Origin of the sequence: Brevibacterium spongiae (genome assembly GCF_026168515.1) — a bacterium.
Taxonomy (GTDB): Bacteria; Actinomycetota; Actinomycetes; order Actinomycetales; family Brevibacteriaceae; genus Brevibacterium; species Brevibacterium spongiae.
Genome location: NZ_CP093443.1, coordinates 2,221,621 through 2,242,564 on the forward strand (window position 1 = coordinate 2,221,621; position 20,944 = coordinate 2,242,564).

Here is a 20,944-nt window from a genome sequence, read left to right on the forward strand (position 1 = left end):
CTTATGCTTCCTGATGGGGGTCGAAGGTGATGTCGCCGTGACCGCGCAGGAAGTCTGCGGCGGCCATCCGGGGTTTGCCGAAGGGTTGGATCTCCGCAACTGTGACCCATCCGTCGCCGCAGCGCAGGACCGGGGTCTTGTTCCAGCTCGTCAGGGTGCCCACCGGGGCCTCGCCGGCTGCGTCGATGCCGTCGGGCGGCGCGGCGAGTCCGAAGAGTTTGGTGCGCTTCCCGCCGAACTCGACCCAGGGGCCGGGTGCCGGGCTGGTGCCGCGGGCACGGTCGATGACTCGAGCTGCCGGGGACGCCAGGTCGAGATGGGCGTCGGCGACGGTGATCTTCTCCGCATGGCTGGCCGCACCGGTCTGCGGGGTCTCGACCGCGGTGCCGGCGGCCAGGTCGTTCATGGCGGCGACGAGTTCGGGCGCCCCGCGCCGGGCATAGTCATCCAGCGCTGCTGCGACATCAGGGTGGTCGAGGTCGAGTTCGAGTCTCCGCAGCACGGGACCGGTGTCCATGCCCTCATCGATGCGGAACACGCTGACTCCGCTGCGCCGGGCTCCGTCGATGAGCGCCCTCTGCACGGGTGCGGCTCCGCGGTAGGCCGGCAGGAGTGAGAAATGGAGATTGAACCAGCCCAGCCGGGCGGTGGCCAGCGCGGCGGGTCCGGCGATGGCGCCGAAGGCCACCACGGCGACGGCGTCGACCTCGAGGGCGCGCAGTTCGGCGATGACGTCTCCGCGCAGGCGGTCGGCTTCGATGACGTCGAGGCCGAGTTCGAGCGCCCGGGTCTTCACCGGTGAGGGGGTCAGCACCCGTTTGCGTCCGACCGGGGCGTCGGGTCGGGTGAGCACCGCGCGGATGCGGTGCTCGGATCCGGCGAGGGCTTCAAGGGCGGGAACTGCGACATCCGGAGTTCCAGCGAAGACGATATCCACTCCTCGGATTCTACTGTGTTGCCGAGCCGTCACAGCGACCGGGGATCGTCGATGCGCACACGGACCTGCGGCTGCTTCTTCGCCGAACGGGATGCGGTGATCTCCGCCACGCGTGAGCCGACCCTGTCGCCGGCGGCGATCGGGTATGCGCTGACGCTGCGCTGACCGTCTTCGGCTTCCTCACGCAGCAGCTCGTCGAGTTCGCCCACTTCGCTCAGCTCGGCCAGGACGGCGTCGATATCGGCACCGGCTCCGGTGAGTTCGAGGATGCGCCGGTAGGGAGGGAATCCGAGCACCTTCCGGTCGGCCAGTTGGCGCGACATCGCGGTGGCCGGGTCGAATGCGGTCAGGGTCGAGCGGATGACCTCGTCCTCGTCGCCGAGGTAGACGGTTCCGCCCTCATCGCGGGAGCGCACGAGAGCTGCCGCGCGCAGTCGCCTGGCCACGCTCTCATCGACCGAGCGCATCCACGGTCCCGGCCACAGCGAGTCGAGTAGGATCGCTGCCGCGTAGCCGCCGATCACATAGGGTTCGGCACCGGTGGTGGCGACGACGAGTCGCGGTGTCTCGTCGAGGACGGTGGTGATGTCGTCTCCCCCGGATTCGACGATCTCCGTATCGGGCAGCGCTCGACGCAGCTCCTCGACCGTGCGGGCCCGCCCGCGCACGATGGAGCGCACCTGGTTCGACCGGCATCGCGCGCAGCTGAAGGTCTCCGAGTGGTATCCGCAGGAGCGGCAGGCGAAGGGGCCGACCTCCGACTGCGTGGTCAGTGTCTCCTGGCAGCGGGGGCAGCGGGCCACTTCCTGGCAGCGGGCGCAGGCGAACACTGGATAATAGCCGGAGCGGGGCACTTGGACGAGCACGGGTCCGGGCACTCCGCCGTCGCGCGGTCGCGGGCGCAGCGCCGTGCGCATGATCTGCCAGGCCCGGCTGGGGATGCGCTGCCAGGCGAAGGGGTCGCGGTCTTCGTCGGGGACGAAGACGACGGGAGCGGCGTGGCGTCGTGCGGGCCCGGTCGGGGTGATGTCGCTCAGCCATCCGATCTCGACGAGGCGCTGCACCTCGGCGCTGCGGTCGGTGGAGACGAAGAGCAGTTCGGTGTCTTCGATCGTCGAACGCAGGAGGCTGACCTCGCGGGCGTGCGGGTAGGGCGCATGTTGGTCGAGATAGCTGCGGTTGGCGTCGTCGGTGCAGATGATGAGGCCGAGCTCGGTGAGCGGAGCGAAGGCGGCGGCGCGTGTGCCGATGGTCATGCGGGTGTGCCCGAGCAGGCCGCGCAGCCATGCCTGCCACCGCTGTTCGGGTGACTGATCGGCGCTGAGGACGGAGAAGTCGGTGAGATTCGCGGCGGTCAGACTCGCCTGCAGAACGAGGAGCTCACGGTGGTCGGGCACGAGCCACAGCACGGACTTCCCTGCCTCGAGGGTCGCCCTGGCCGCCTCCAGCCCGGCCCGGATCCAGCTCAGCCCGGGCGTCGGCCCGGGGGTGGCGGCCAGTGCCCGACGGCGGGGCGGTGCCGCGGCAGGGTCCGTCTGCCGCGGTTCGGTCTCAGAGCTGAGAACCCATTCGCCGAGGCGGCCGAGCAGATCCGCCTCAGGTCCGGTGTCCGTGCCGTCCCCCGCTGGTCCGGCCTCAGTCTCCTCGGCGGAGGTCTGCCCGGCATCGGTCTGTGCGGCCGTGGATTGTGCGGCCGGAGTCTGTGCGGCCGGAGTCTGTGCGGCCTTGAGGACTGCCTTCTCACCGCGGGCGTGGCGGGGCGGAATCGCCAAGCGCAGCACATCGGCCAGCGTCCCCCCGTAGCGGCGTGCCGTGGCTTCGCACAGGGCGAGCAGCTCGGGTCCGAGGACCTGCACAGGACCGCTGAGCCTTTGGATCGTCGCCAGCGGACCGACGTGGTCGGAGGAGTCGACGCGTTCCAGCAGGTAGCCGTCCCGGAGCCGACCGGCGAACTTCACGCGCACACGCACCCCGGGCAGGGCCGCCTCGGCGAGCTTCTCAGGAACCGCATAGTCGAACGTCCGCGCCAGGTGTGGGACGGGATGGTCGATGAGGACCCTGGCAACCGGATTCTCGGACGCCAACGGCACCTGGCCTTCGGCCGAGGTGCCGGTGTCGATGGGAAGGGGCTCGTCCACTCTGGAACGCCCGGCTCAGTGTGCGGACACGGCGCGCAGCAGGTCGTCGGCGCGGTCCGTGACCTCCCAGGTGAAGTCCGGAAGCGGGCGGCCGAAGTGGCCGTAAGTCGAGGTCTGCGAATAGATCGGCCGGAGCAGGTCGAGTTCCTGGATGATCATCGCCGGGCGGAGGTCGAAGACCTCACGGATGGCGGCGGAGATCTTGTGCGGGTCGACCTTCTCGGTGCCGAAGGTCTCGACGTAGAGGCCCATCGGGTCGACGCGGCCGATGGCATAGGACACCTGCACCTCGGCACGGTCGGCGAGTCCGGCGGCGACGACGTTCTTCGCCACCCACCGCATCGCGTATGCGGCCGAACGGTCGACCTTCGAGGGATCCTTGCCGGAGAAGGCCCCGCCGCCGTGGCGGGAGAAGCCGCCGTAGGTGTCGACGATGATCTTGCGCCCGGTCAGCCCGGCATCGCCCATCGGTCCGCCCGTGACGAACGGTCCGGCGGGGTTGATGTGGATGTTCGCCCCTGTCGTGTCCAGACCCGATGCGGAGATGACCGGGTCGATGACGAGTTCACGGATCTCGGAGTGCAGCTGGGCCTGGCTGGTGTCAGCGGAGTGCTGGGTCGACACGACGACGTTCTCGATCGTCACGGCTTCGTCGCCGTCGTAGCCGAGCGTCAGCTGGGTCTTCCCATCGGGGCGCAGGTAGTCCAGCTGGCCCGACTTGCGCACGGCCGAGAGCTGTTCGGCCATCCGAGAGGCCAAGTGGATCGGCAGCGGCATGAGGACGTCGGTGGAGTTGTCGGCGTAGCCGAACATCAGACCCTGGTCCCCGGCGCCGAGGCTGGTCCCGTGGTCGTCGGAGGCGACGGCTTCGCGGAAGTCCAGCGGGTTGGTGACTCCGGAGTGGATGTCCGTGGACTGGCTGCCGATCGACACGGACACTCCGCACGAGTGGCCGTCGAACCCGGTGTCCGAGGAGTCGTAGCCGATCCCGGTGATGAGGCTGCGCACGATCCCGGCGACATCGGCGTAAGCGGCCGTGTTGACCTCGCCGGCGACGTGCACGAGTCCGGTGGTGACCATGGTCTCCACGGCCACCTTCGCGTTGGGGTCCTGGCGGAGCAGGTCGTCGAGCACCGCATCGCTGATCTGGTCGCAGATCTTGTCGGGATGTCCCTCGGTGACGGACTCGGATGAGAAGAAACGCAGATTTGATTGAGTCACGGTGTCGATTCTAAGTCAGTGAGCTGTTCGGTCAGGGCCGCGATGACCTTTTGTGAAACATCGTCCTTCGAGCCCTGGAATTCCTCACCGATCGTGGTCTGGCCGTCAGCGGAACCGATGATCTGGACCGCGGTGTGGTCGTGGCCGAAGGCTCGGTCGTTCGAGACGTCGTTGAACACGAGCAGATCGACGCCTTTGCGTGCGAACTTCGCGCGGGCGTAGTCGAGTGCGGTGGACTGTGCGTCTCCGGTCTCGGCGGCGAAGCCGACGATGATCTGGGCGCCGACTCGCTCGTCGACGAGGCCGCGGAGGATGTCGGGGTTCTGCACGAGGCGCAGGGTGAGACCGTCGTCGCCGGTCTTCTTCATCTTCGAACCGGTGGTCTCAGCCGGCCGAAAGTCGGCGACGGCTGCGGCCATGATGAGCGCATCGGCGGCCGGCTGTGAGGCGTGCATCGCCGTCTGCAGCTCGAGGGTCGATTCGACCGGGGTGATCGTGATTCCTGCGGGCAGGTCGGACAGCAGTCCGGAGTCGATGTTCGCGGCCACGAGTTCGACCTCTGCTCCGGCGGCGTGAGCGGCCTTGGCCAGGGCGATGCCCTGTTTGCCCGAGGACCGATTGCCGAGGAAGCGGACCGGGTCGAGGGCCTCGCGGGTGCCGCCGGCGCTGATGACGATGCGGCGGCCGGTCAGGCTGTCGGAACCAGGGCCGGTCTCCGCAGTCGACGTGTTCGACTCAGCGGAGAACGTGCCGGGCTCTGCCGCGCTCGCACCTGCCGCCTCGGTGACGGACAGCGCGTAGGCGACGATGTCCTCGGGTTCGGGCAGCCGCCCGGGACCGGAGTCGGGTCCTGTCAGCCGTCCGATCGCCGGATCGAGGACGTGCACTCCCCTGGCACGCAGGGTCGCGATGTTCGCGACGGTGGCCGGATTCTGCCACATCTCAGTGTGCATGGCCGGTGCCACGACCACCTCGGCGGTGGTGGTGAGCACGGTCGCAGTGAGCAGGTCGTCGGCGATTCCCGCAGCGATCTTCGCGATGATGTTCGCGGTCGCGGGGGCGATGATGACGAGTTCGGCGTCCTGTCCGATGCGGACATGGTTGACGGTGTCGATCTCATCGAAGACGTCGGTGGTCACGGTCTGGCCGGACAGGGCCTCGAACGTGGGTGCGCCGACGAAGTTCAGCGCATTGGCCGTGGGGACGACCTTGACGCTGTGGTCGAGCTCTCGGAGTCGCCGGATGATGTGTGCCGCCTTGTAGGCGGCGATCCCACCGGCGACGCCGAGTACGGTTCTCACTGGTCGCTGAAGTCGATCGCGCCGTCGTTGCTCACTGGTGCGGGAGCCTCGGCCTCGGGTGCGGCCTGGATGAAGTCGGCTTCGGAGACCTCGCGGGCGACGATCTTCGACTCGTTGACTTCGCGCAGAGCGATCGACAGCGGCTTCTCGTTGGTGCCCGGCGTGACGAGGGGACCGACGTTTTCGAGGAGTCCCTCCTGCAGCTGAGCGTAGTAGGAATTGATCTGCCGGGCGCGCTTAGCCGCGATCGAGACGAGTTCGTACTTCGAACCGGTGACGCTGAGCAGATCGTCGATCGGAGGATTGGTGATGCCTTCGGGCTGTGCGGGCAAGGAGATTCCCATCTAATCGGAAGTGGATATACCCATCAATGATAGGAGTTCTTCGGCCGCAGTGCGAACGTGGTCATTGACGATGGTGACGTCGAACTCGGATTCGGCGGCGAGTTCGCGTTTCGCGGTGGCCAATCGGCGCTCCTGCTCCTCGGCGGTTTCGGTGCCGCGCCCGGTGAGTCGGGACACGAGTTCGTCCCAGCTGGGCGGGGCGAGGAAGACGAACCGGGCGTCGGGCATCTTCTCCTTGACCTGCCGGGCTCCCTGCAGATCGATCTCGAGCAGTGCCGGGACTCCGGCTGCGAGCTTCGCCTCCACAGGAGCGGACGGTGTGCCGTAGCGGTGCCGACCGTGGACGACCGCGTATTCGAGCAGCTTATCGTCGGCGATGAGCGCGTCGAAGTCATCGTCGGAGAGGAAGTGATAATGGACACCATCGACTTCGCCGGGTCGTCTGGGCCGCGTGGTGGCGGACACGGAGAACCAGACCTCGGGGTGGTTCTGTCGGATGTACGTGCTGATGGTGCCTTTTCCGACGGCGGTCGGGCCCGCGAGGACGGTGAGTCGATTATTCACAGATCTGAGGTTGTCACACTCAGGAATATTTCTCCAACAGGGCGGACTTCTGGTGCACGCCCAGTCCCTTGATCCGACGTGAGGTGGCGATGCCGACCTCTTCCATCGCCGCTTCGGCGCGTCTGTCGCCGACTCCGGGCAGTGCACGCAGCAGGTCGAGCACACGCATCTTCGCGAGGGCTTCATCGCCTGCGGCTTTTTTGAGCACGGCGGCGAGATCGGTATCGCCGTTCTTCAGTGCCGACTTCACTTCGGCTCGTGCTTGACGTGCCTTGAACGCCTTGTCCAGAGCAGCGGTTCGCTGTTGAGGGGTCAACGGTTCGAGTGCCACATTATCTCCTCTGTCACCATGAACGGGCAGGTAGGGAAGTTGTCTCAGTCTAAGACAAAATCCCTGCGGAGATGTGGAATCGGCGGAATTAAACTCTCCGGGGTCTCGATTTCCCACCTCGGTGAGACGCTGTCTCGGTGTCCGGATGCGCTGTTCGGTCCGGACACCGAGGGTCTCAGTCGAGGTCGAATGAGGGTCTCAGTCGAGCTCGGGCGAGGTTCTGAGCCGAGCTCTGGCGAGGGCTTCAGTTGAACTCGGACAGTGCCCGGTTGAGGTCTCTGGCGGCCTCGGCCATTCCCTGGGGTCCGGCGGCGAGCACCGCTCGGGAGGCGGTGGCGAGCACCTGGCCCGAGGCCAATGCGCGGTCGCCGAAGACGGCCCGCAGCTCACGGATTCCCGCCCCTTGGGCGCCGACGCCGGGGGCCAGGATCGGTCCCCCGCAGTCGGCGGGATCGATTCCCAGCTCGCGGGCGGCCTCACCGATCGTTGCGCCCACGACGAGGCCGAAGGGACCCATCGTCGCGGCATGCCCGTCTGCGGCGGGGCTCTCTGCGTCGGAGCCGTCCGCCGCGGCCAGGGCACGAGAGTTGCGGGCGGCGACCTGGGACACGATCGTCCCGGCCACTGCCCCGTGCGTGCCTTGGGCGTGCTGGACCTCCCGACCCTCCGGGTTCGAGGTCAGAGCCAGCACGAACACTCCCCTGCCGTGGGCGGCGGCGAGTTCGAATGCCGGTTCCAAGGCCCCGAATCCGAGGTAGGGAGACACCGTGATCGAATCGGCTGCCAGCGCCGAGGCGGGGTCGAGGTAGGCCTTCGCGTAGGCACCCATCGTCGACCCGATGTCACCGCGCTTGATGTCGAGAACGGTGAGGATGCCCGCTTCCCTGGCCGCGGCCAAGGTCTCTTCCAGCGCGGCTACGCCAGCCGAACCGAACTGTTCGAAGAAGGCCGATTGCGGCTTGATCGCCGCGACCGTACCACTCAGCTCCTCCACCGCCCGCAGAGCGAACTCCCTGACCCCGGCCGCGCTGACCGGCAGGCCCCAGGACTCCAGCAGGTGCTCGTGCGGGTCGATGCCCACGCACAGAGGCCCGTGCTCGGCCATGGCCTCAGCCAGCCTGGTGCCGAACATCAGGCGCTCCAGTCCTGCAGGCTGCGCACGTCGAACTTCTCATCGCGGACGACCTCGAGTGAGGTCACTGCGGCGGCGAATTCGGCCAGCGTCGTGATGAGCGGGACCGAATTCGCGGTCGCGGCGGCACGGATCTCGTAGCCGTCGGCGCGTTCCTGCCTGCCCGAAGGCACATTGATGACCATGTCGATGGTGCCTGCGGTGAGGTAGTCGATGACCGTGCGGTCTTCGGCGTCGGCTTCGAAGTGCTTGTGCACCTGAGTGGTCTTGATCCCGTAGCGCGAGAGCACTGCGGCGGTTCCCGTCGTCGCGACGACGTCGAAGCCCATGTCGACGAGCTCCTTGACCGGCAGGACCATGGCACGCTTGTCACGGTCGGCGACCGAGACGAACACGGTCCCCGAGGTCGGCAGCGTGATCCCCGCACCGAGGAGGCCCTTGGCGAAAGCCGTCGGGAAGTTGTGGTCGATGCCCATGACCTCACCGGTCGAGCGCATTTCGGGGCCGAGGATCGAATCGACGATCTTGCCTTCGACCGTCCGGAAGCGACGGAACGGCAGGACCGCCTCCTTGACGGCGATCGGGTGATCCAGCGGCAGCGTGGAGCCGTCGCCGTCAGCGGCCAGCAGCTCATCGCGCAGGCTGTCGATGGACCGTCCCACCGCGATGAGTGCGGCGGCCTTGGCCAGCTGCGTCGACGTCGCCTTCGAGACGAACGGCACGGTCCGCGAGGCGCGCGGGTTCGCTTCGATGACGTGGAGGACATCGGCGGCGATGGCGAATTGGATGTTGAGCAGTCCGCGCACTCCCACGCCCTCGGCGATGGCCTTCGTGCCCTGCCGGACACGTTCGAGGACGTCGTCGCCGAGCGTCAGCGAGGGCAGCACGCAGGCGGAGTCGCCGGAGTGGATTCCGGCTTCCTCGATGTGCTCCATGATGCCGCCGATGTAGACCTCGTCACCGTCGTAGAGCGCATCGACATCGATTTCGATGGCGTCTTCGAGGAACCGGTCGACGAGCACTGGGCGGTCGACGGAGATCTCCGTGGCGGTGGCCATGTAGTCGAGCAGCTGGGTGCGATCGTAGACGATCTGCATTCCGCGTCCGCCGAGGACGTAGGAGGGGCGTACGAGCACCGGGTAGCCGATGTTCTCCGCGATCTCCGCGGCCTCCGCGGCGGTCACCGCTGTGCCGTGCTTGGGCGCGGTGAGTCCGGCACGTTCGAGGACGGCACCGAACTCGCCGCGGTCCTCGGCCAGGTCGATGGCTTCGGGCTGGGTGCCGAGCACTGGCACACCGGCGGCCTTGAGGCGATCCGCAAGTCCCAGCGGGGTCTGTCCGCCGAGGGTGCAGACGACGCCGAGGACCTCACCGGCGGCGAGCTCGGCATGGTAGACCTCCATGACGTCTTCGAAGGTCAGCGGTTCGAAGTAGAGACGGTCGGCGGTGTCGTAGTCGGTCGAGACGGTCTCCGGGTTGCAGTTGACCATGATCGTCTCGTACCCGGCCGAGGAGATCGCCATCGTCGCGTGGACGCACGAATAGTCGAATTCGATGCCCTGGCCGATCCGGTTCGGACCGGAGCCGAGGATGATCACTGCCGGGCGGTCGCGCGGCATGACCTCGGTCTCGGCGTCGTAGGACGAGTAGTGGTACGGGGTCTTGGCCTCGAATTCGCCGGCGCAGGTGTCGACGGTCTTGAACACCGGACGCACGCGCAGGGCGTGCCTGATGCCGGCGACGACATCGGTGTCGAGGTTGCGCAGCGCCGCGATCTGCTCATCGGAGAACCCGTGGTTCTTCGCGACCCGCAGCACCTGCTCATCGAGTTCGTCGGCATCGCGGATGTGCGCTGCGACCTCATTGATGAGCTGGATCTGGTCGAGGTACCAGGGGTCGATCTCGCAGGCGTCGAAGACCTCGGCCGCGCTCAGTCCGGCGGCCAGTCCGCGTTGGACGGAGTGGATGCGATCGGCGGTGGCGTGGGAGATCGCCTCGAGCACGGATTCGCGGACGTCCTCATCAGTGACGTCGGGCAGTTCGGCCCAGCTGAAGGATGAGTCCTTCTGCTCCATCGACCGCATCGCCTTCTGCAGGGCGGTGGTGAAGTTGCGTCCCAGGGCCATGACCTCGCCGACGGATTTCATCGTCGTCGTCAGGGTCGGGTCGGCGGCCGGGAACTTCTCGAAGGTGAAGCGGGGGATCTTCACGACCACATAGTCAAGGGTCGGTTCGAAGCTTGCCGGGGTCACCTTCGTGATGTCGTTGGGGATCTCATCGAGTGAGTATCCGACGGCGAGCTTCGCCGCCATCTTCGCGATCGGGAAGCCGGTGGCCTTCGACGCCAGCGCCGAGGAGCGGGAGACGCGCGGGTTCATCTCGATGGTGATGATGCGTCCGGTCGCAGGATCGACCGCGAACTGGATGTTGCAGCCGCCTGTGTCCACGCCCACGGCGCGGATGATGGCGATGCCGATGTCACGCATCTCCTGGTACTCACGGTCGGTCAGCGTCAGCGCCGGGGCCACGGTGATCGAGTCGCCGGTGTGCACACCGACAGGGTCGACGTTCTCGATCGAGCACACGACGACGACGTTGTCCTTGTTGTCGCGCATGAGTTCGAGTTCGTACTCCTTCCACCCGAGGATCGACTCTTCGAGGAGCACCTCGTGGGTGATGGAGTCGGCGAGCCCGGCTCCGGCGATGCGGCGCAGGTCCGCTTCGTCATAGGCCATGCCCGAGCCGAGTCCGCCCATGGTGAAGGAGGGACGGACGACGACGGGGTAGTTGAGCTCCTCGGCGGCGGCAATGGTCTCTTCGAGGGTGTGGCAGATGGCCGAGCGGGCCACCTCGGCGCCGCAGGCTTCGGCGATGTCCTTGAACTTCTGGCGGTCCTCACCGCGTTGGATCGCTTCGACGTCGGCGCCGATGAGTTCGACGCCGTACTTCTCGAGCACTCCGGCGTCGTGGAGGGCGATGGCAGCGTTGAGCGCGGTCTGTCCGCCGAGCGTGGGCAGGAGCGCATCGGGGCGCTCCTTCTCGATGATCGTCTCGATCACCTGCGGGTCGATGGGCTCGACGTAGGTGGCGTCGGCGATGTCCGGGTCGGTCATGATCGTCGCCGGGTTCGAGTTGATGAGGATCACGCGCAGGCCCTCGGACCGCAGGACGCGGCAGGCCTGGGTGCCGGAATAGTCGAATTCGCAGGCCTGGCCGATGACGATCGGGCCGGAGCCGATGACGAGGACGGATGTGAGGTCTTGTCTCAGTGGCATAGGTGTACTCCTTAGGCCTGGGCAGCCGAATCGGCCTGGGAAGCGGACATGAGGTCGGCGAAGCGATCGAACAGGTAGGCGGAATCGTGCGGTCCGGCAGCGGCCTCGGGGTGGAACTGAACGGAGAAGGCCGGGATGTCGAGGCAGGCCAGGCCCTCGACGACGTCGTCGTTGAGGCACACATGGGAGACGATGACGCGACCGTAGTCGGGACTCTGCGGTGCTGTCGTCTCCCCGTCCAGCGGGGCGTCGACGGCGAAGCCGTGGTTCTGGGAGGTGATCTCGACCTTGCCCGTCGTGCGGTCCATGACGGGCACGTTGATGCCGCGGTGGCCGAAGGGCAGCTTATAGGTGCCGAAGCCCAGGGCACGGCCGAGCAGCTGGTTGCCGAAGCAGATGCCGAAGAACGGAATCTTCGCATCGAGCACCGAGCGCAGCAGTTCGACCTGGTCATCCGCTGTGGCAGGGTCCCCGGGGCCGTTGGAGAAGAAGACTCCGTCGACGCCGAGGGCCTGGATCTCTTCGAAGGTCACGGTCGAGGGCAGGAGGTGGACATCGATGCCGCGTTCGGCCAGACGCTCGGGTGTCATCGATTTGATGCCGAGGTCGACGGCGGCGACGCTGAACTTCTTCTCTCCGCGGGCGGGAATGAGCTGCGGTTGCCTGATCGAGACTTCGTCGACGAGGTTGGCCCCGGCCATCTGCGGCGAGGCTTGGACACGGGCGAGAAGCTCGGATTCGGCCGCCTCGGCGGCGGGTCCGGAGAAGATGCCCATGCGCATGGCGCCCTTGTCGCGCAGGTGACGGGTCAGGGCGCGGGTGTCGACATCGCTGATGCCGACGATTCCGGATTCGCGCAGCCAGTCGACGAGGTCGCCTTCTGAGCGCCAGTTCGATGACATCCGGGAGGCATCGCGGACGACGTATCCGGCGGCCCAGATCTGAGCGGACTCATCGTCGGTGCGGTTGATGCCGGTGTTGCCGATGTGCGGGGCGGCCTGGATGATGATCTGCCGATGATAGGACGGATCGGTCAGAGTCTCCTGATAGCCGGTCATCGCGGTGACGAACACGGCTTCGCCGGTCGTCTCGCCGATGGCGCCGTATGCGGATCCGTGGAAGGTCCGGCCGTCTTCGAGGATGAGGACAGCGGGTGTGGTGGAAAAGCTCATTGTGCCTCTTCGATCATTTCGCGGATGCGGTCGACGGTGGGGGTGGTGGATGCTGAGTAGCGGGCGCGGAAGCCCGTGTCGACGAGGGTGTCACCGAGGCGCCAGGTGATGCGCACGATGCCTCCGCGTTCGACGAACTTCCCGATCATGCCCGAGGTGGTGTCCACGGAGACGATGTCCCGGCGCGGGATGAGGAAGTCCTCGCGTCCGGCCAGGTCCATGATCACGCCGCCGTCGGTGATGACGAGCTCACCGGTGGTGCGGATGCCCAGACCGTGGACGGCGACGCGTTCGAGCGGGTGGCCGGCCTTCGTCGTCGAGACGTAGGAGCCTTCGACGGGTTCGGCGACGCGGGTGATTCCCATGTGCGGCTTCGGCGGGGTGACGACCGCGGACTGGGACTGCTTGCGTCGGCTCCACCCCCAGGCGATCGCGATGATCACCGCGACGATGACGACGGCGACGATGAGGGTGCCTACTGATCGGTCCATGATGCTCCTGCCGGGTGGGGTGTGGTCAGTGACCCTGCGGCCAGTACCCGGTGGCCGTAGAAGAAGGTGTCGGTGACCTTCGCGGTGACTTCGATCCCGGCGAAGGGGTTGTTGCGTCCCTTCGTGGCGTGATCGGCGGGTTCGATCGTATGCCGGGCGGCGGGGTCGACGAGGACGATGTTCGCGCTCGCACCGACCGCCAGGCTGCCGTGTCCGGAGGCGCCGGTGATGCGCGCGGGTGCCGCCGACATCACGCGGGCGACGTCACCGAAGTCGAAGTCGTGGCCGGCCATGGCTTCGACGACGATCGACAGCGCGGTCTCCATGCCGACCATGCCCATGGCCGCGGCCGTCCACTCGCTGCATTTGTGTTCGGCGGTGTGCGGGGCGTGGTCGGTGCCGACCACGTCGATGGTGCCGTCGGCCAGGGCCTCGCGCAGCGCCTGGACATCGGCGTCAGTGCGCAGCGGCGGGTTGACCTTGTAGACGGGGTCGAAGGTGCGCACGAGTTCGTCGGTGAGCATGAGGTGGTGCGGGGTCACTTCGGCGGTCACGGCCACTCCCCTGGACTTGGCCCAGCGGATGAGGTCGACGCTGCCGGCGGTGGACACATGGCAGACGTGCAGGCGGGAGCCGACGTGTTCGGCCAGCAGCACATCGCGGGCGATGATCGACTCCTCGGCCACGGCCGGCCAGCCGGGCAGACCGAGTTCGGCTGAGACGGTGCCCTCGTTCATCTGTGCGCCTTCGGTCAGGCGCGGCTCCTGTGCGTGCTGGGCGATGATCCCGTCGAAGGTCTTGACGTATTCGAGGGCGCGGCGCATGAGCAGCGGGTCGGAGACGCAGATTCCGTCGTCGGAGAACATCCGCACGCGCGCCTCCGAGCGGGCCATCGCACCGAGTTCGGCCAGCTGTCGGCCTTCGAGTCCGGTGGTCACGGCTCCGACGGGCACGACTTCGGTGAAGCCGGCGGCCCGGCCCAGGCGGTGCACCTGTTCGACGACTCCGGCGGTGTCGGCCACGGGCGCGGTGTTGGCCATGGCATGCACGCACGTGTATCCGCCGGCGGCCGCCGCACGGGAGCCGGTGAGGACCGTCTCCGCGTCTTCCTTGCCGGGTTCGCGCAGGTGGGTGTGCATGTCGACGAGGCCCGGCAGGGCCACGAGTCCGCTCGCCTCGACGATCTCGGCATCGCCTCCGGCGACGAGTTCGGGGTCGACGATGCGTCCTTCACGGATGGCGATGTCGGCGACTCCGCGTCCGAGCACATCGGCTCCGCGGATGAGGTAATCAGTCATTGGTCTCCTCCTGACCGGTCAGCAGACGGTAGAGGACCGCCATTCGCACGCTCACTCCGTTCTCGACTTGGTCGAGGACGAGGGCGCGGGGTGAATCCGCTGCGGCAGCGGAGATTTCGAATCCGCGGTTCATCGGTCCCGGATGCATGATGAAGGTGTGTTCGGGCAGCTTCGCGAGCCTGGCGGCGCTCAGACCCCACAGGCGCGCGTATTCGCGTTCATTGGGAAAGAACGATTCGTGCATGCGCTCGTGCTGGACGCGCAGCATCATCACGGCCGCGAAGTCCTCGGCGCTCAGTGCCGCGTCGAAGTCGTAGTGCACGGTCACCGGCCAGTCCTCCACGCCCCACGGCAGCAGCGTGGGCGGGGCGATGAGGTGGACATCGGCGCCGAGGCGGGCGAGTAAGTGGACGTTGGATCGGGCCACCCGCGAGTGCAGGATGTCGCCGACGATGGCGACCTGCGCCCCGTCGAGGCCCTGACCGCGGGGTCCCCCGGACACCGGCCCCGAGGCGGGGACTCCGGCCAGCGCCCGGCGCAGGGTGAAAGCGTCGAGCAGGGCCTGGGTGGGGTGTTCGTGTGTGCCGTCGCCGGCGTTGACGACGGGGACGTCGATCCATCCGGTGTGGGCCAGCCGGTGTGCGGTGCCGGCCCCGGCGTGGCGGACGACGATCGCATCGGCGCCCATCGCGGAGATCGTCTGGATGGTGTCCTGGAGGCTCTCGCCCTTCGACACCGAGGATCCCTTGGCGGAGAAGTTGAGCACATCGGCCGAGAGGCGTTTGGCCGCAGCTTCGAAGGACAGCCGGGTGCGGGTGGAGTCTTCGAAGAAGAGATTGACGACCGTGCGCCCGCGCAGCACGGGCAGCTTTTTGACTTCCCGTTCGGAGACGAGTGCCATCTCCTCGGCGATGTCGAGAATGCCGATGGCGTCCTCACGGCTCAGCGAGGCGGTGTCGAGCAGGTGCTTCATTCGCGTCCTCCCGAGATGGACACGGAGTCGGATCCGTCGATCTCGGTGAGCGTGACGTTGACGCGTTCGCTGCTCGAGGTCGGCAGGTTCTTGCCCACATGGTCGGCGCGGATCGGCAGGTCACGGTGGCCGCGGTCGACGAGGACGGCGAGGCGGACCTTTGCGGGGCGGCCGACATCGGCCAGGGCGTCGAGTGCGGCCCGGATGGTGCGTCCGGAGAAGAGCACATCGTCGACGAGGACGACGGTCTTCGCATCGATGCCCTCGGCCGGGATGGCGGTGGGTTCGGGAGCCCGGTAGGAGCCTCCGCGCAGATCGTCGCGGTACATCGTGATGTCGAGGCTGCCGGCGAGGTCGTTCGCGGTCTCGGGGCGGCCCGAGATCGAGGCGATCGCCTCGGCGAGTCGGTGGGCCAGCGGGACTCCACGGCGCGGGATGCCGAGGAGGACGAGGTCGTCGCTGCCCTTGTTGGATTCGATGATCTCGTGGGCGATGCGGGTGATCGCCCGCGATATATCGGGTGCGTCGAGCACAGTTCGCTGTGTCATGCTTCCCCTTCTCCGCCTCTCCGGACGGTGGTTAAAGGAGTGGTTCGATTCGATTGTAGACCCGGTGCAGGCGGCACCGGTGGGAGGGTCCGGAGTCCGGACCCTCCGACTCAGATGAGCGTCGGTTTGATGTCGAGGATGCGAGAGAGCAGCCCCGAGACGAAGCCGGGTGAATCGTCGGTGGAGAACTGCCGGGCCAGGGACACTGCCTCGTCGATGGCCACCTTGTCGGGGACATCGTCGTTGTAGAGCAGTTCCCACGTGCCGATCTCGAGCAGAGACCGGTCGACGGCGGGCATCCGATCCAGTGTCCACCCCTGCGAGTAGGTGGAGATGATCTCGTCGATCTCCACCTGCTTCTCAGCGATGCCGGAGACGATCTCGACCGCGTATTCCTTCATCGGGTAGTCGGGGTCGTTCGACCGCATGGTGACGAGTTCGTCCATGGCCAGTCGACGCTGCCCGGCTTCGAAGAGCAGCTCGAGAGCCCTGCGACGGGCTCGGGTTCGTGCGGATGCCACTTACTTGACGCGACCGAGGTAGTCGCCGCTGCGGGTGTCGACCTTGACCTTGGTGCCCTCTTCGAGGAACAGCGGCACCTGGATCTCGTAACCGGTCTCGAGCGTCGCCGGCTTCGATCCGCCGGTCGAACGGTCGCCCTGCAGACCGGGTTCCGTGTGGGTGATGGTCAGTTCCACCGAGGGCGGCAGCTCCACGGACAGGGCGGTGCCTTCGTGGAAGGACACCTGCAGGTCCTGGTTCTCGAGCATGTAGTTCGCGGCATCGCCGACGAGGTCTGCGGAGATGTTGACCTGGTCGTAGTCCTTGGCGTCCATGAACACGTAGTCGGTGCCGTCATGGTAGAGGTACTGCATGTCGCGGCGGTCGACGTTGGCGGTCTCGACCTTGGTGCCGGCGTTGAACGTCTTGTCGATGATCTTGCCGGAGATCACGTTCTTGAGCTTGGTGCGAACGAACGCCGGACCTTTGCCGGGCTTGACGTGCTGGAACTCCAGCACCTGCCACAGCTGGTTGTCGAGGTTGAGCACGAGGCCGTTCTTCAGGTCGTTCGTTGTCGCCACTAATTCGTCCTTCTTCGCTTCGGTCCAGATCACCGAACGGTGATCGCAGTTGGCCGGCGTCGTCCGTGACCCGCTGTCCGGGGTCGACGAATACGCCACTGGGCAAGTCTAGCAAGCTCAGGGTGCCGCTTCCATCCGCGGCCGCCTGCGCACCGGGCAGAGACCAGTCGGAACCGGTCAGAGCCGATCGGGTGTTCAGCCGAGGTCGGTGCTCAGGGAGATCTTCGGTGAGCTCTCCCCGATCTCCTGGTACGCGGTGAAGAGGATCGAGGCGTCGGGGATCTCGACGGTGCTCGGTTCGCCGATTCCGCTCAGCAGCACCATGCGCAGCATCGCTCCCCGCGCTTTCTTGTCCCGCTTCATGGTGTCCAGCAGCTGCGGCCACACGTCCGAGCGGTATCCGATGGGCAGGCCGAGCTTGCTCAGCAGCTCCCGGTGGAGGTCGACGACGTCGTACGGGAGGTTCTTGACCATCGAGGCGACCTCGGCGGCGAAGACCATGCCCACGGACACTGCCGCACCGTGGCGCCACTGGTAGCGCTCCTTGTGTTCGATCGCGTGGCCGAGGGTGTGTCCGTAGTTGAGGATCTCCCGGCGACCGGATTCCTTGAAGTCGCCGGAGACGACCTCGGCCTTGACGCGCACGGAGCGTTCGATGAGTTCGCGCAGCACCGGCCCCTGCACATCGCCGATCTCCTCCTTCGTATGGGAGGAGATGAGATCGAGGATGGTCTCATCGGCGATGAAGCCGGTCTTGACCACCTCGGCGAGGCCGGTGAAGAGTTCGTTCTCCGGCAGGGTGCCGAGTGTATCGAGGTCGACGAGCACGCCGGCGGGAGCATGGAAGGATCCGACGAGGTTCTTGCCTTCGGCCGTGTTGATCCCGGTCTTTCCCCCGACTGCGGCGTCGACCATGCCGAGCACGGTGGTGGGGATGTGGATGACGCGGATCCCCCGCAGCCATGTGGCTGCGACGAAGCCGCCGAGGTCGCTCACGGCTCCCCCGCCGACGGTGACGATGGCATCGGTGCGGGTGAAGTCCGACTGGCCGAGCACCTGCCAGCAGAAGGCTGCGACCTGGACGTGTTTGGCCTCTTCGGCGTCGGGGATCTCCGCTGCGACTGCGTTCAGTCCTGCGGCGGCGAGATCGTCGCGGACGGTCTCACCGGTGGTGCGCAGGGCGCGCGGGTGGATGACGAGGACCTTCTCGACCCGGTTTCCCAGCAGTTCGGGAAGTTCCCCGAGCAGTCCCTGGCCGACGAGGACCGGATAGGTTCCGCCGGCGTCGACATCGATGCGTGTGAGGCTCATTCGTCCGTCTTCCTGATCTGTCTCGAGTGTCTTCTACGGCCGGTGCGCGGCTGCGCGGCGGCCCCGGCCCAGCCTAGCCCTGCCGAGGCGGTGCGGGCGAAGTCTCCCGTGTCCGTGGTGGGCAAGGTCTCATCCCGCGGACTGCCCTTCAACCGGGGTGGGCGGCCGTTCAGCTGGGGCCGCAGTTTCAGCCTGGCGCGCCGGTCCTGTCCTCGTCGTCGTCCGGATGCGCGTACTTCGCGTACTCTTCGGCCCGCTGCAGTCCCGTGAGCACATCGACGACACGGTTGACCACCGTCGACGGCGGCGAGTTCGACGCGTGCACGCGGAAGGTCTCGACCTGTTCGTAGTACGGTTCGCGTTCCTGGACCAGGGCGAGCCAGTTCTCCACGGCGGTGCCGGCCCCGCGCAGCAGCGGGCGGTGCGGAGCGGTCAGGCGCTGGGCCACGGTCTCGACATCGATATCGATGTGCACGACCTTGATCGCCGGGTGGAGCAGCTGGGCGCGGGTTCCTGAGTTGAGGATCGCTCCCCCGCCGAGGGACACGATTCCCGGACGGTCGAGCAGCCGGCGCAGGGCTCGACGCACGACTTCGCGTTCGATCCTGCGGAAATGGTCCTCACCGCGTTCGACGAAGATCTCGGAGATGACTCCGTACTTCTCGACGATGTTCGCATCGGTGTCGATGAGCGGCAGACCGAGGCGGTCGGCCAGCAGCCTGCCGATCGTCGACTTGCCGGCTGCCGGGGGCCCGGACAGCACGATGCGCGAGAGCGCGGCGGGTACCGGTTCCAGCGGCGGAACCGGTTTCGGGAGCGGGGCGTGGTTCATTGCCCGATGCGGAGGTTCTCCGGAATCGCCGCAGCGTAGGCGTCCAGATTCCGTTTCGTCTCGGCCACAGAGTCGCCGCCGAACTTCTCGACCACGGCCTCGGCGAGGACGAGGGCGACCATCGCTTCGGCCACGACTCCGGCGGCAGGCACCGCGCAGACGTCGGACCGCTGATGATTCGCCTTCGCGGCCTCACCGGTTTCGACGTCGACGGTCGCCAGTGCCCGCGGGACGGTGGCGATCGGCTTCATTCCGGCACGCACCCGCAGCGGTCCGCCTGTGGACATTCCGCCCTCGGTGCCGCCGGCGCGGTTGCTCACGCGTCGGAATCCGTCGGGGCCGACTTCCAGTTCGTCATGCGCCTGCGATCCCGGGCGCTTCGTCGTGAGGAAGCCGTCACCGACTTCGACGCCCTTGATCGCCTGGATGCCCATGAGGGCACCGGCGAGGCGGGAATCGAGGCGACGGTCCCAATGCACGTGGGATCCGAGGCCCGGAGGCAGGTCGTAGGCCACGACCTCGACGACTCCGCCGAGGGTGTCCCCGGCCTTCTTCGCCGCATCGATCTGCGCGACCATCGCCGCCGACAGATCAGCGTCGAAGCAGCGCACCGGATCGGCGTCGAGGGATTCGACATCGGCCGCGGTGGGCAGGGCGGGTTCAGTGTCCGAATCCTGTTCGGCCGTGCCGATGGCCACGGTGTGGGAGACGAGGGTGATGCCGAGTTCGCGCAGGAACTTCGCTGCCACGGTGCCCAGGGCCACCCGCATCGCGGTCTCGCGCGCCGACGCGCGTTCGAGCACCGGGCGGGCCTCGTCGAAGCCGTACTTCTGCATTCCGACGATATCGGCGTGGCCGGGGCGGGGACGGGTGAGCGGGGCGTTGCGTGCCAAGCCCTCGAGTTCGGCGTCATCGATGGGGTCGGCGCTCATCACGGATTCCCATTTCGGCCATTCCGTATTGCCGACCTCGATCGCCACGGGGGAACCGAGGGTCTCGCCGTGGCGGACGCCGCCGAGCAGCCTCACCTCGTCGGCCTCGAACTTCATCCGGGCGCCGCGGCCGTAGCCGAGTCGACGGCGAGCCAGGCTCGCCCGGATATCGTCTCTGGTGATCGGTACATGGGCCGGAAGCCCCTCAATGATCCCGGTCAGCGCCTCGCCGTGGGATTCGCCTGCAGTCAGCCATCTCAACATTCCACCGATTCTACAAAACGATCGGGGCGAACATGGACCCCAGCCACATCCCGGATAGCATCGCCGGTCCGAAGGCGATCGTCACGCCGCGCACCCGCCTGGCCCGAATCACCCCGATGAGCGCCCACACGCCGGCGATGAGCATCATCACGACAAGCACCAGCGCCGGTGCCCACATGTCGTAGAGTCCGGCGACGGCGAAGACGAGGAACGAGACCTTCACATCCCCGAGCCCCATCGTCTGCCTGCGCAGCACCCGCCCGAGCAGGTGGAGGAGCGCGAAGAGGACCAGGGCCGCGAGACCTGCGAAGAAAGCCGTGAACCACGCCGGTGAGGCGCCGAGGATGGAGCCAGTGATGATCACGGCCAGTCCGGCGATGGCGGTCGGCAGCACGATCCGGTCGGGCAGCCGGCGCACGATGATATCGGTGGTGAAGAGGAACGGGGTTGTGCCGGCGGCGAGGCCGAGAAGACAGGCGGTGCCGATCCGGTCGGCGGAATTCGGCTGCGGCGGGGTGAATGTCGTCCCGCTCAGGGGCGCATACGCGCTCCATCCGGAACCGACGAGCTGGTGGAGCGGGAACGCCCACGCGGCCGCGGCAGCGAGGACGAGGCCGATGAGCACGGGCACCCAGCCGCGGTAGAGCCGGGAGGACTCCACCCTGGCCAGCTGGGTGTCGTCGTTGAGCCAGAATCGGGTGGTGCGGGCCAGGACCAGTCCCACGGCGAAGGCGATGAGCACGGTGAGGCCGATGACCATCCCGTGCAGCACCCCGGTGTCCACAGTCGCTGCCTCGG

At 67.2% G+C, this 20,944-nt stretch carries 20 protein-coding genes; all 20 read right to left on the reverse strand.

From position 1 onward, the window contains the following. Window position 1 precedes the first annotated feature (1 nt). Window positions 2–937, reverse strand: a complete 936-nt coding sequence (locus L1F31_RS10110; RefSeq protein WP_265417177.1) for a methionyl-tRNA formyltransferase — start codon at window positions 935–937, stop codon at window positions 2–4. A gap of 29 nt (window positions 938–966) precedes the next feature. Continuing rightward, entirely contained in the window at window positions 967–3,075 is a 2,109-nt protein-coding gene (locus tag L1F31_RS10115) for a primosomal protein N' family DNA-binding protein (protein ID WP_265417178.1), read from the reverse strand. Window positions 3,076–3,090: 15 nt separating this feature from the next. Beyond that, window positions 3,091–4,296 (reverse strand): methionine adenosyltransferase, encoded by a 1,206-nt coding sequence (gene metK / locus L1F31_RS10120; protein WP_265417179.1) that lies wholly within the window; start codon window positions 4,294–4,296, stop codon window positions 3,091–3,093. Then, window positions 4,293–5,597, reverse strand: coding sequence for a bifunctional phosphopantothenoylcysteine decarboxylase/phosphopantothenate synthase (locus L1F31_RS10125; RefSeq protein WP_265417180.1), 1,305 nt, complete (start codon window positions 5,595–5,597; stop codon window positions 4,293–4,295). Before L1F31_RS10125 ends, metK begins: the two co-directional genes overlap by 4 nt. Beyond that, window positions 5,594–5,941, reverse strand: a complete 348-nt coding sequence (rpoZ, locus tag L1F31_RS10130) for a DNA-directed RNA polymerase subunit omega (RefSeq protein ID WP_265417181.1) — start codon at window positions 5,939–5,941, stop codon at window positions 5,594–5,596. Before rpoZ ends, L1F31_RS10125 begins: the two co-directional genes overlap by 4 nt. Further along, window positions 5,942–6,505, reverse strand: coding sequence for a guanylate kinase (gene gmk / locus L1F31_RS10135; RefSeq protein WP_265417182.1), 564 nt, complete (start codon window positions 6,503–6,505; stop codon window positions 5,942–5,944). 19 nt (window positions 6,506–6,524) lie between these two features. Further along, complete coding sequence (gene mihF / locus L1F31_RS10140; RefSeq protein ID WP_265417183.1) at window positions 6,525–6,836, reverse strand: integration host factor, actinobacterial type; 312 nt, start codon at window positions 6,834–6,836, stop codon at window positions 6,525–6,527. Between the two features lie 244 nt (window positions 6,837–7,080). Continuing rightward, window positions 7,081–7,968, reverse strand: coding sequence for an orotidine-5'-phosphate decarboxylase (pyrF, locus tag L1F31_RS10145; RefSeq protein ID WP_265417184.1), 888 nt, complete (start codon window positions 7,966–7,968; stop codon window positions 7,081–7,083). Beyond that, on the reverse strand, window positions 7,968–11,243 hold the full coding sequence (gene carB / locus L1F31_RS10150; RefSeq protein WP_265417185.1) for a carbamoyl-phosphate synthase large subunit: 3,276 nt from the start codon (window positions 11,241–11,243) through the stop codon (window positions 7,968–7,970). Before carB ends, pyrF begins: the two co-directional genes overlap by 1 nt. Before the next feature lie 11 nt (window positions 11,244–11,254). After that, on the reverse strand, window positions 11,255–12,415 hold the full coding sequence (gene carA / locus L1F31_RS10155; protein ID WP_265417186.1) for a glutamine-hydrolyzing carbamoyl-phosphate synthase small subunit: 1,161 nt from the start codon (window positions 12,413–12,415) through the stop codon (window positions 11,255–11,257). Then, window positions 12,412–12,906: a PH-like domain-containing protein gene (locus L1F31_RS10160; protein WP_265417187.1), complete on the reverse strand. Its 495-nt coding sequence runs from the start codon at window positions 12,904–12,906 to the stop codon at window positions 12,412–12,414. Before L1F31_RS10160 ends, carA begins: the two co-directional genes overlap by 4 nt. Next, complete coding sequence (locus L1F31_RS10165) at window positions 12,891–14,204, reverse strand: dihydroorotase (RefSeq protein WP_265417188.1); 1,314 nt, start codon at window positions 14,202–14,204, stop codon at window positions 12,891–12,893. The genes L1F31_RS10160 and L1F31_RS10165 overlap by 16 nt, the downstream gene beginning before the upstream one ends. Next, window positions 14,197–15,177: an aspartate carbamoyltransferase catalytic subunit gene (locus L1F31_RS10170; protein WP_265417189.1), complete on the reverse strand. Its 981-nt coding sequence runs from the start codon at window positions 15,175–15,177 to the stop codon at window positions 14,197–14,199. Before L1F31_RS10170 ends, L1F31_RS10165 begins: the two co-directional genes overlap by 8 nt. Continuing rightward, window positions 15,174–15,725: a bifunctional pyr operon transcriptional regulator/uracil phosphoribosyltransferase PyrR gene (gene pyrR, locus L1F31_RS10175; protein WP_265417190.1), complete on the reverse strand. Its 552-nt coding sequence runs from the start codon at window positions 15,723–15,725 to the stop codon at window positions 15,174–15,176. Before pyrR ends, L1F31_RS10170 begins: the two co-directional genes overlap by 4 nt. Before the next feature lie 110 nt (window positions 15,726–15,835). Beyond that, entirely contained in the window at window positions 15,836–16,246 is a 411-nt protein-coding gene (gene nusB / locus L1F31_RS10180) for a transcription antitermination factor NusB (RefSeq protein ID WP_265417191.1), read from the reverse strand. Beyond that, window positions 16,247–16,807, reverse strand: a complete 561-nt coding sequence (efp, locus tag L1F31_RS10185) for an elongation factor P (RefSeq protein WP_265420421.1) — start codon at window positions 16,805–16,807, stop codon at window positions 16,247–16,249. A gap of 195 nt (window positions 16,808–17,002) precedes the next feature. Further along, the gene (aroB, locus tag L1F31_RS10190) at window positions 17,003–18,118 is read right to left on the reverse strand and encodes a 3-dehydroquinate synthase (protein WP_265417192.1); all 1,116 of its coding nucleotides are present in this window, start codon (window positions 18,116–18,118) and stop codon (window positions 17,003–17,005) included. Window positions 18,119–18,305: 187 nt separating this feature from the next. Beyond that, window positions 18,306–18,950, reverse strand: coding sequence for a shikimate kinase (locus tag L1F31_RS10195; RefSeq protein WP_265417193.1), 645 nt, complete (start codon window positions 18,948–18,950; stop codon window positions 18,306–18,308). After that, the gene (gene aroC / locus L1F31_RS10200) at window positions 18,947–20,146 is read right to left on the reverse strand and encodes a chorismate synthase (protein ID WP_283255769.1); all 1,200 of its coding nucleotides are present in this window, start codon (window positions 20,144–20,146) and stop codon (window positions 18,947–18,949) included. The genes L1F31_RS10195 and aroC overlap by 4 nt, the downstream gene beginning before the upstream one ends. Before the next feature lie 10 nt (window positions 20,147–20,156). Further along, complete coding sequence (locus tag L1F31_RS10205) at window positions 20,157–20,930, reverse strand: prepilin peptidase (protein WP_265417194.1); 774 nt, start codon at window positions 20,928–20,930, stop codon at window positions 20,157–20,159. Window positions 20,931–20,944 lie beyond the last annotated feature (14 nt).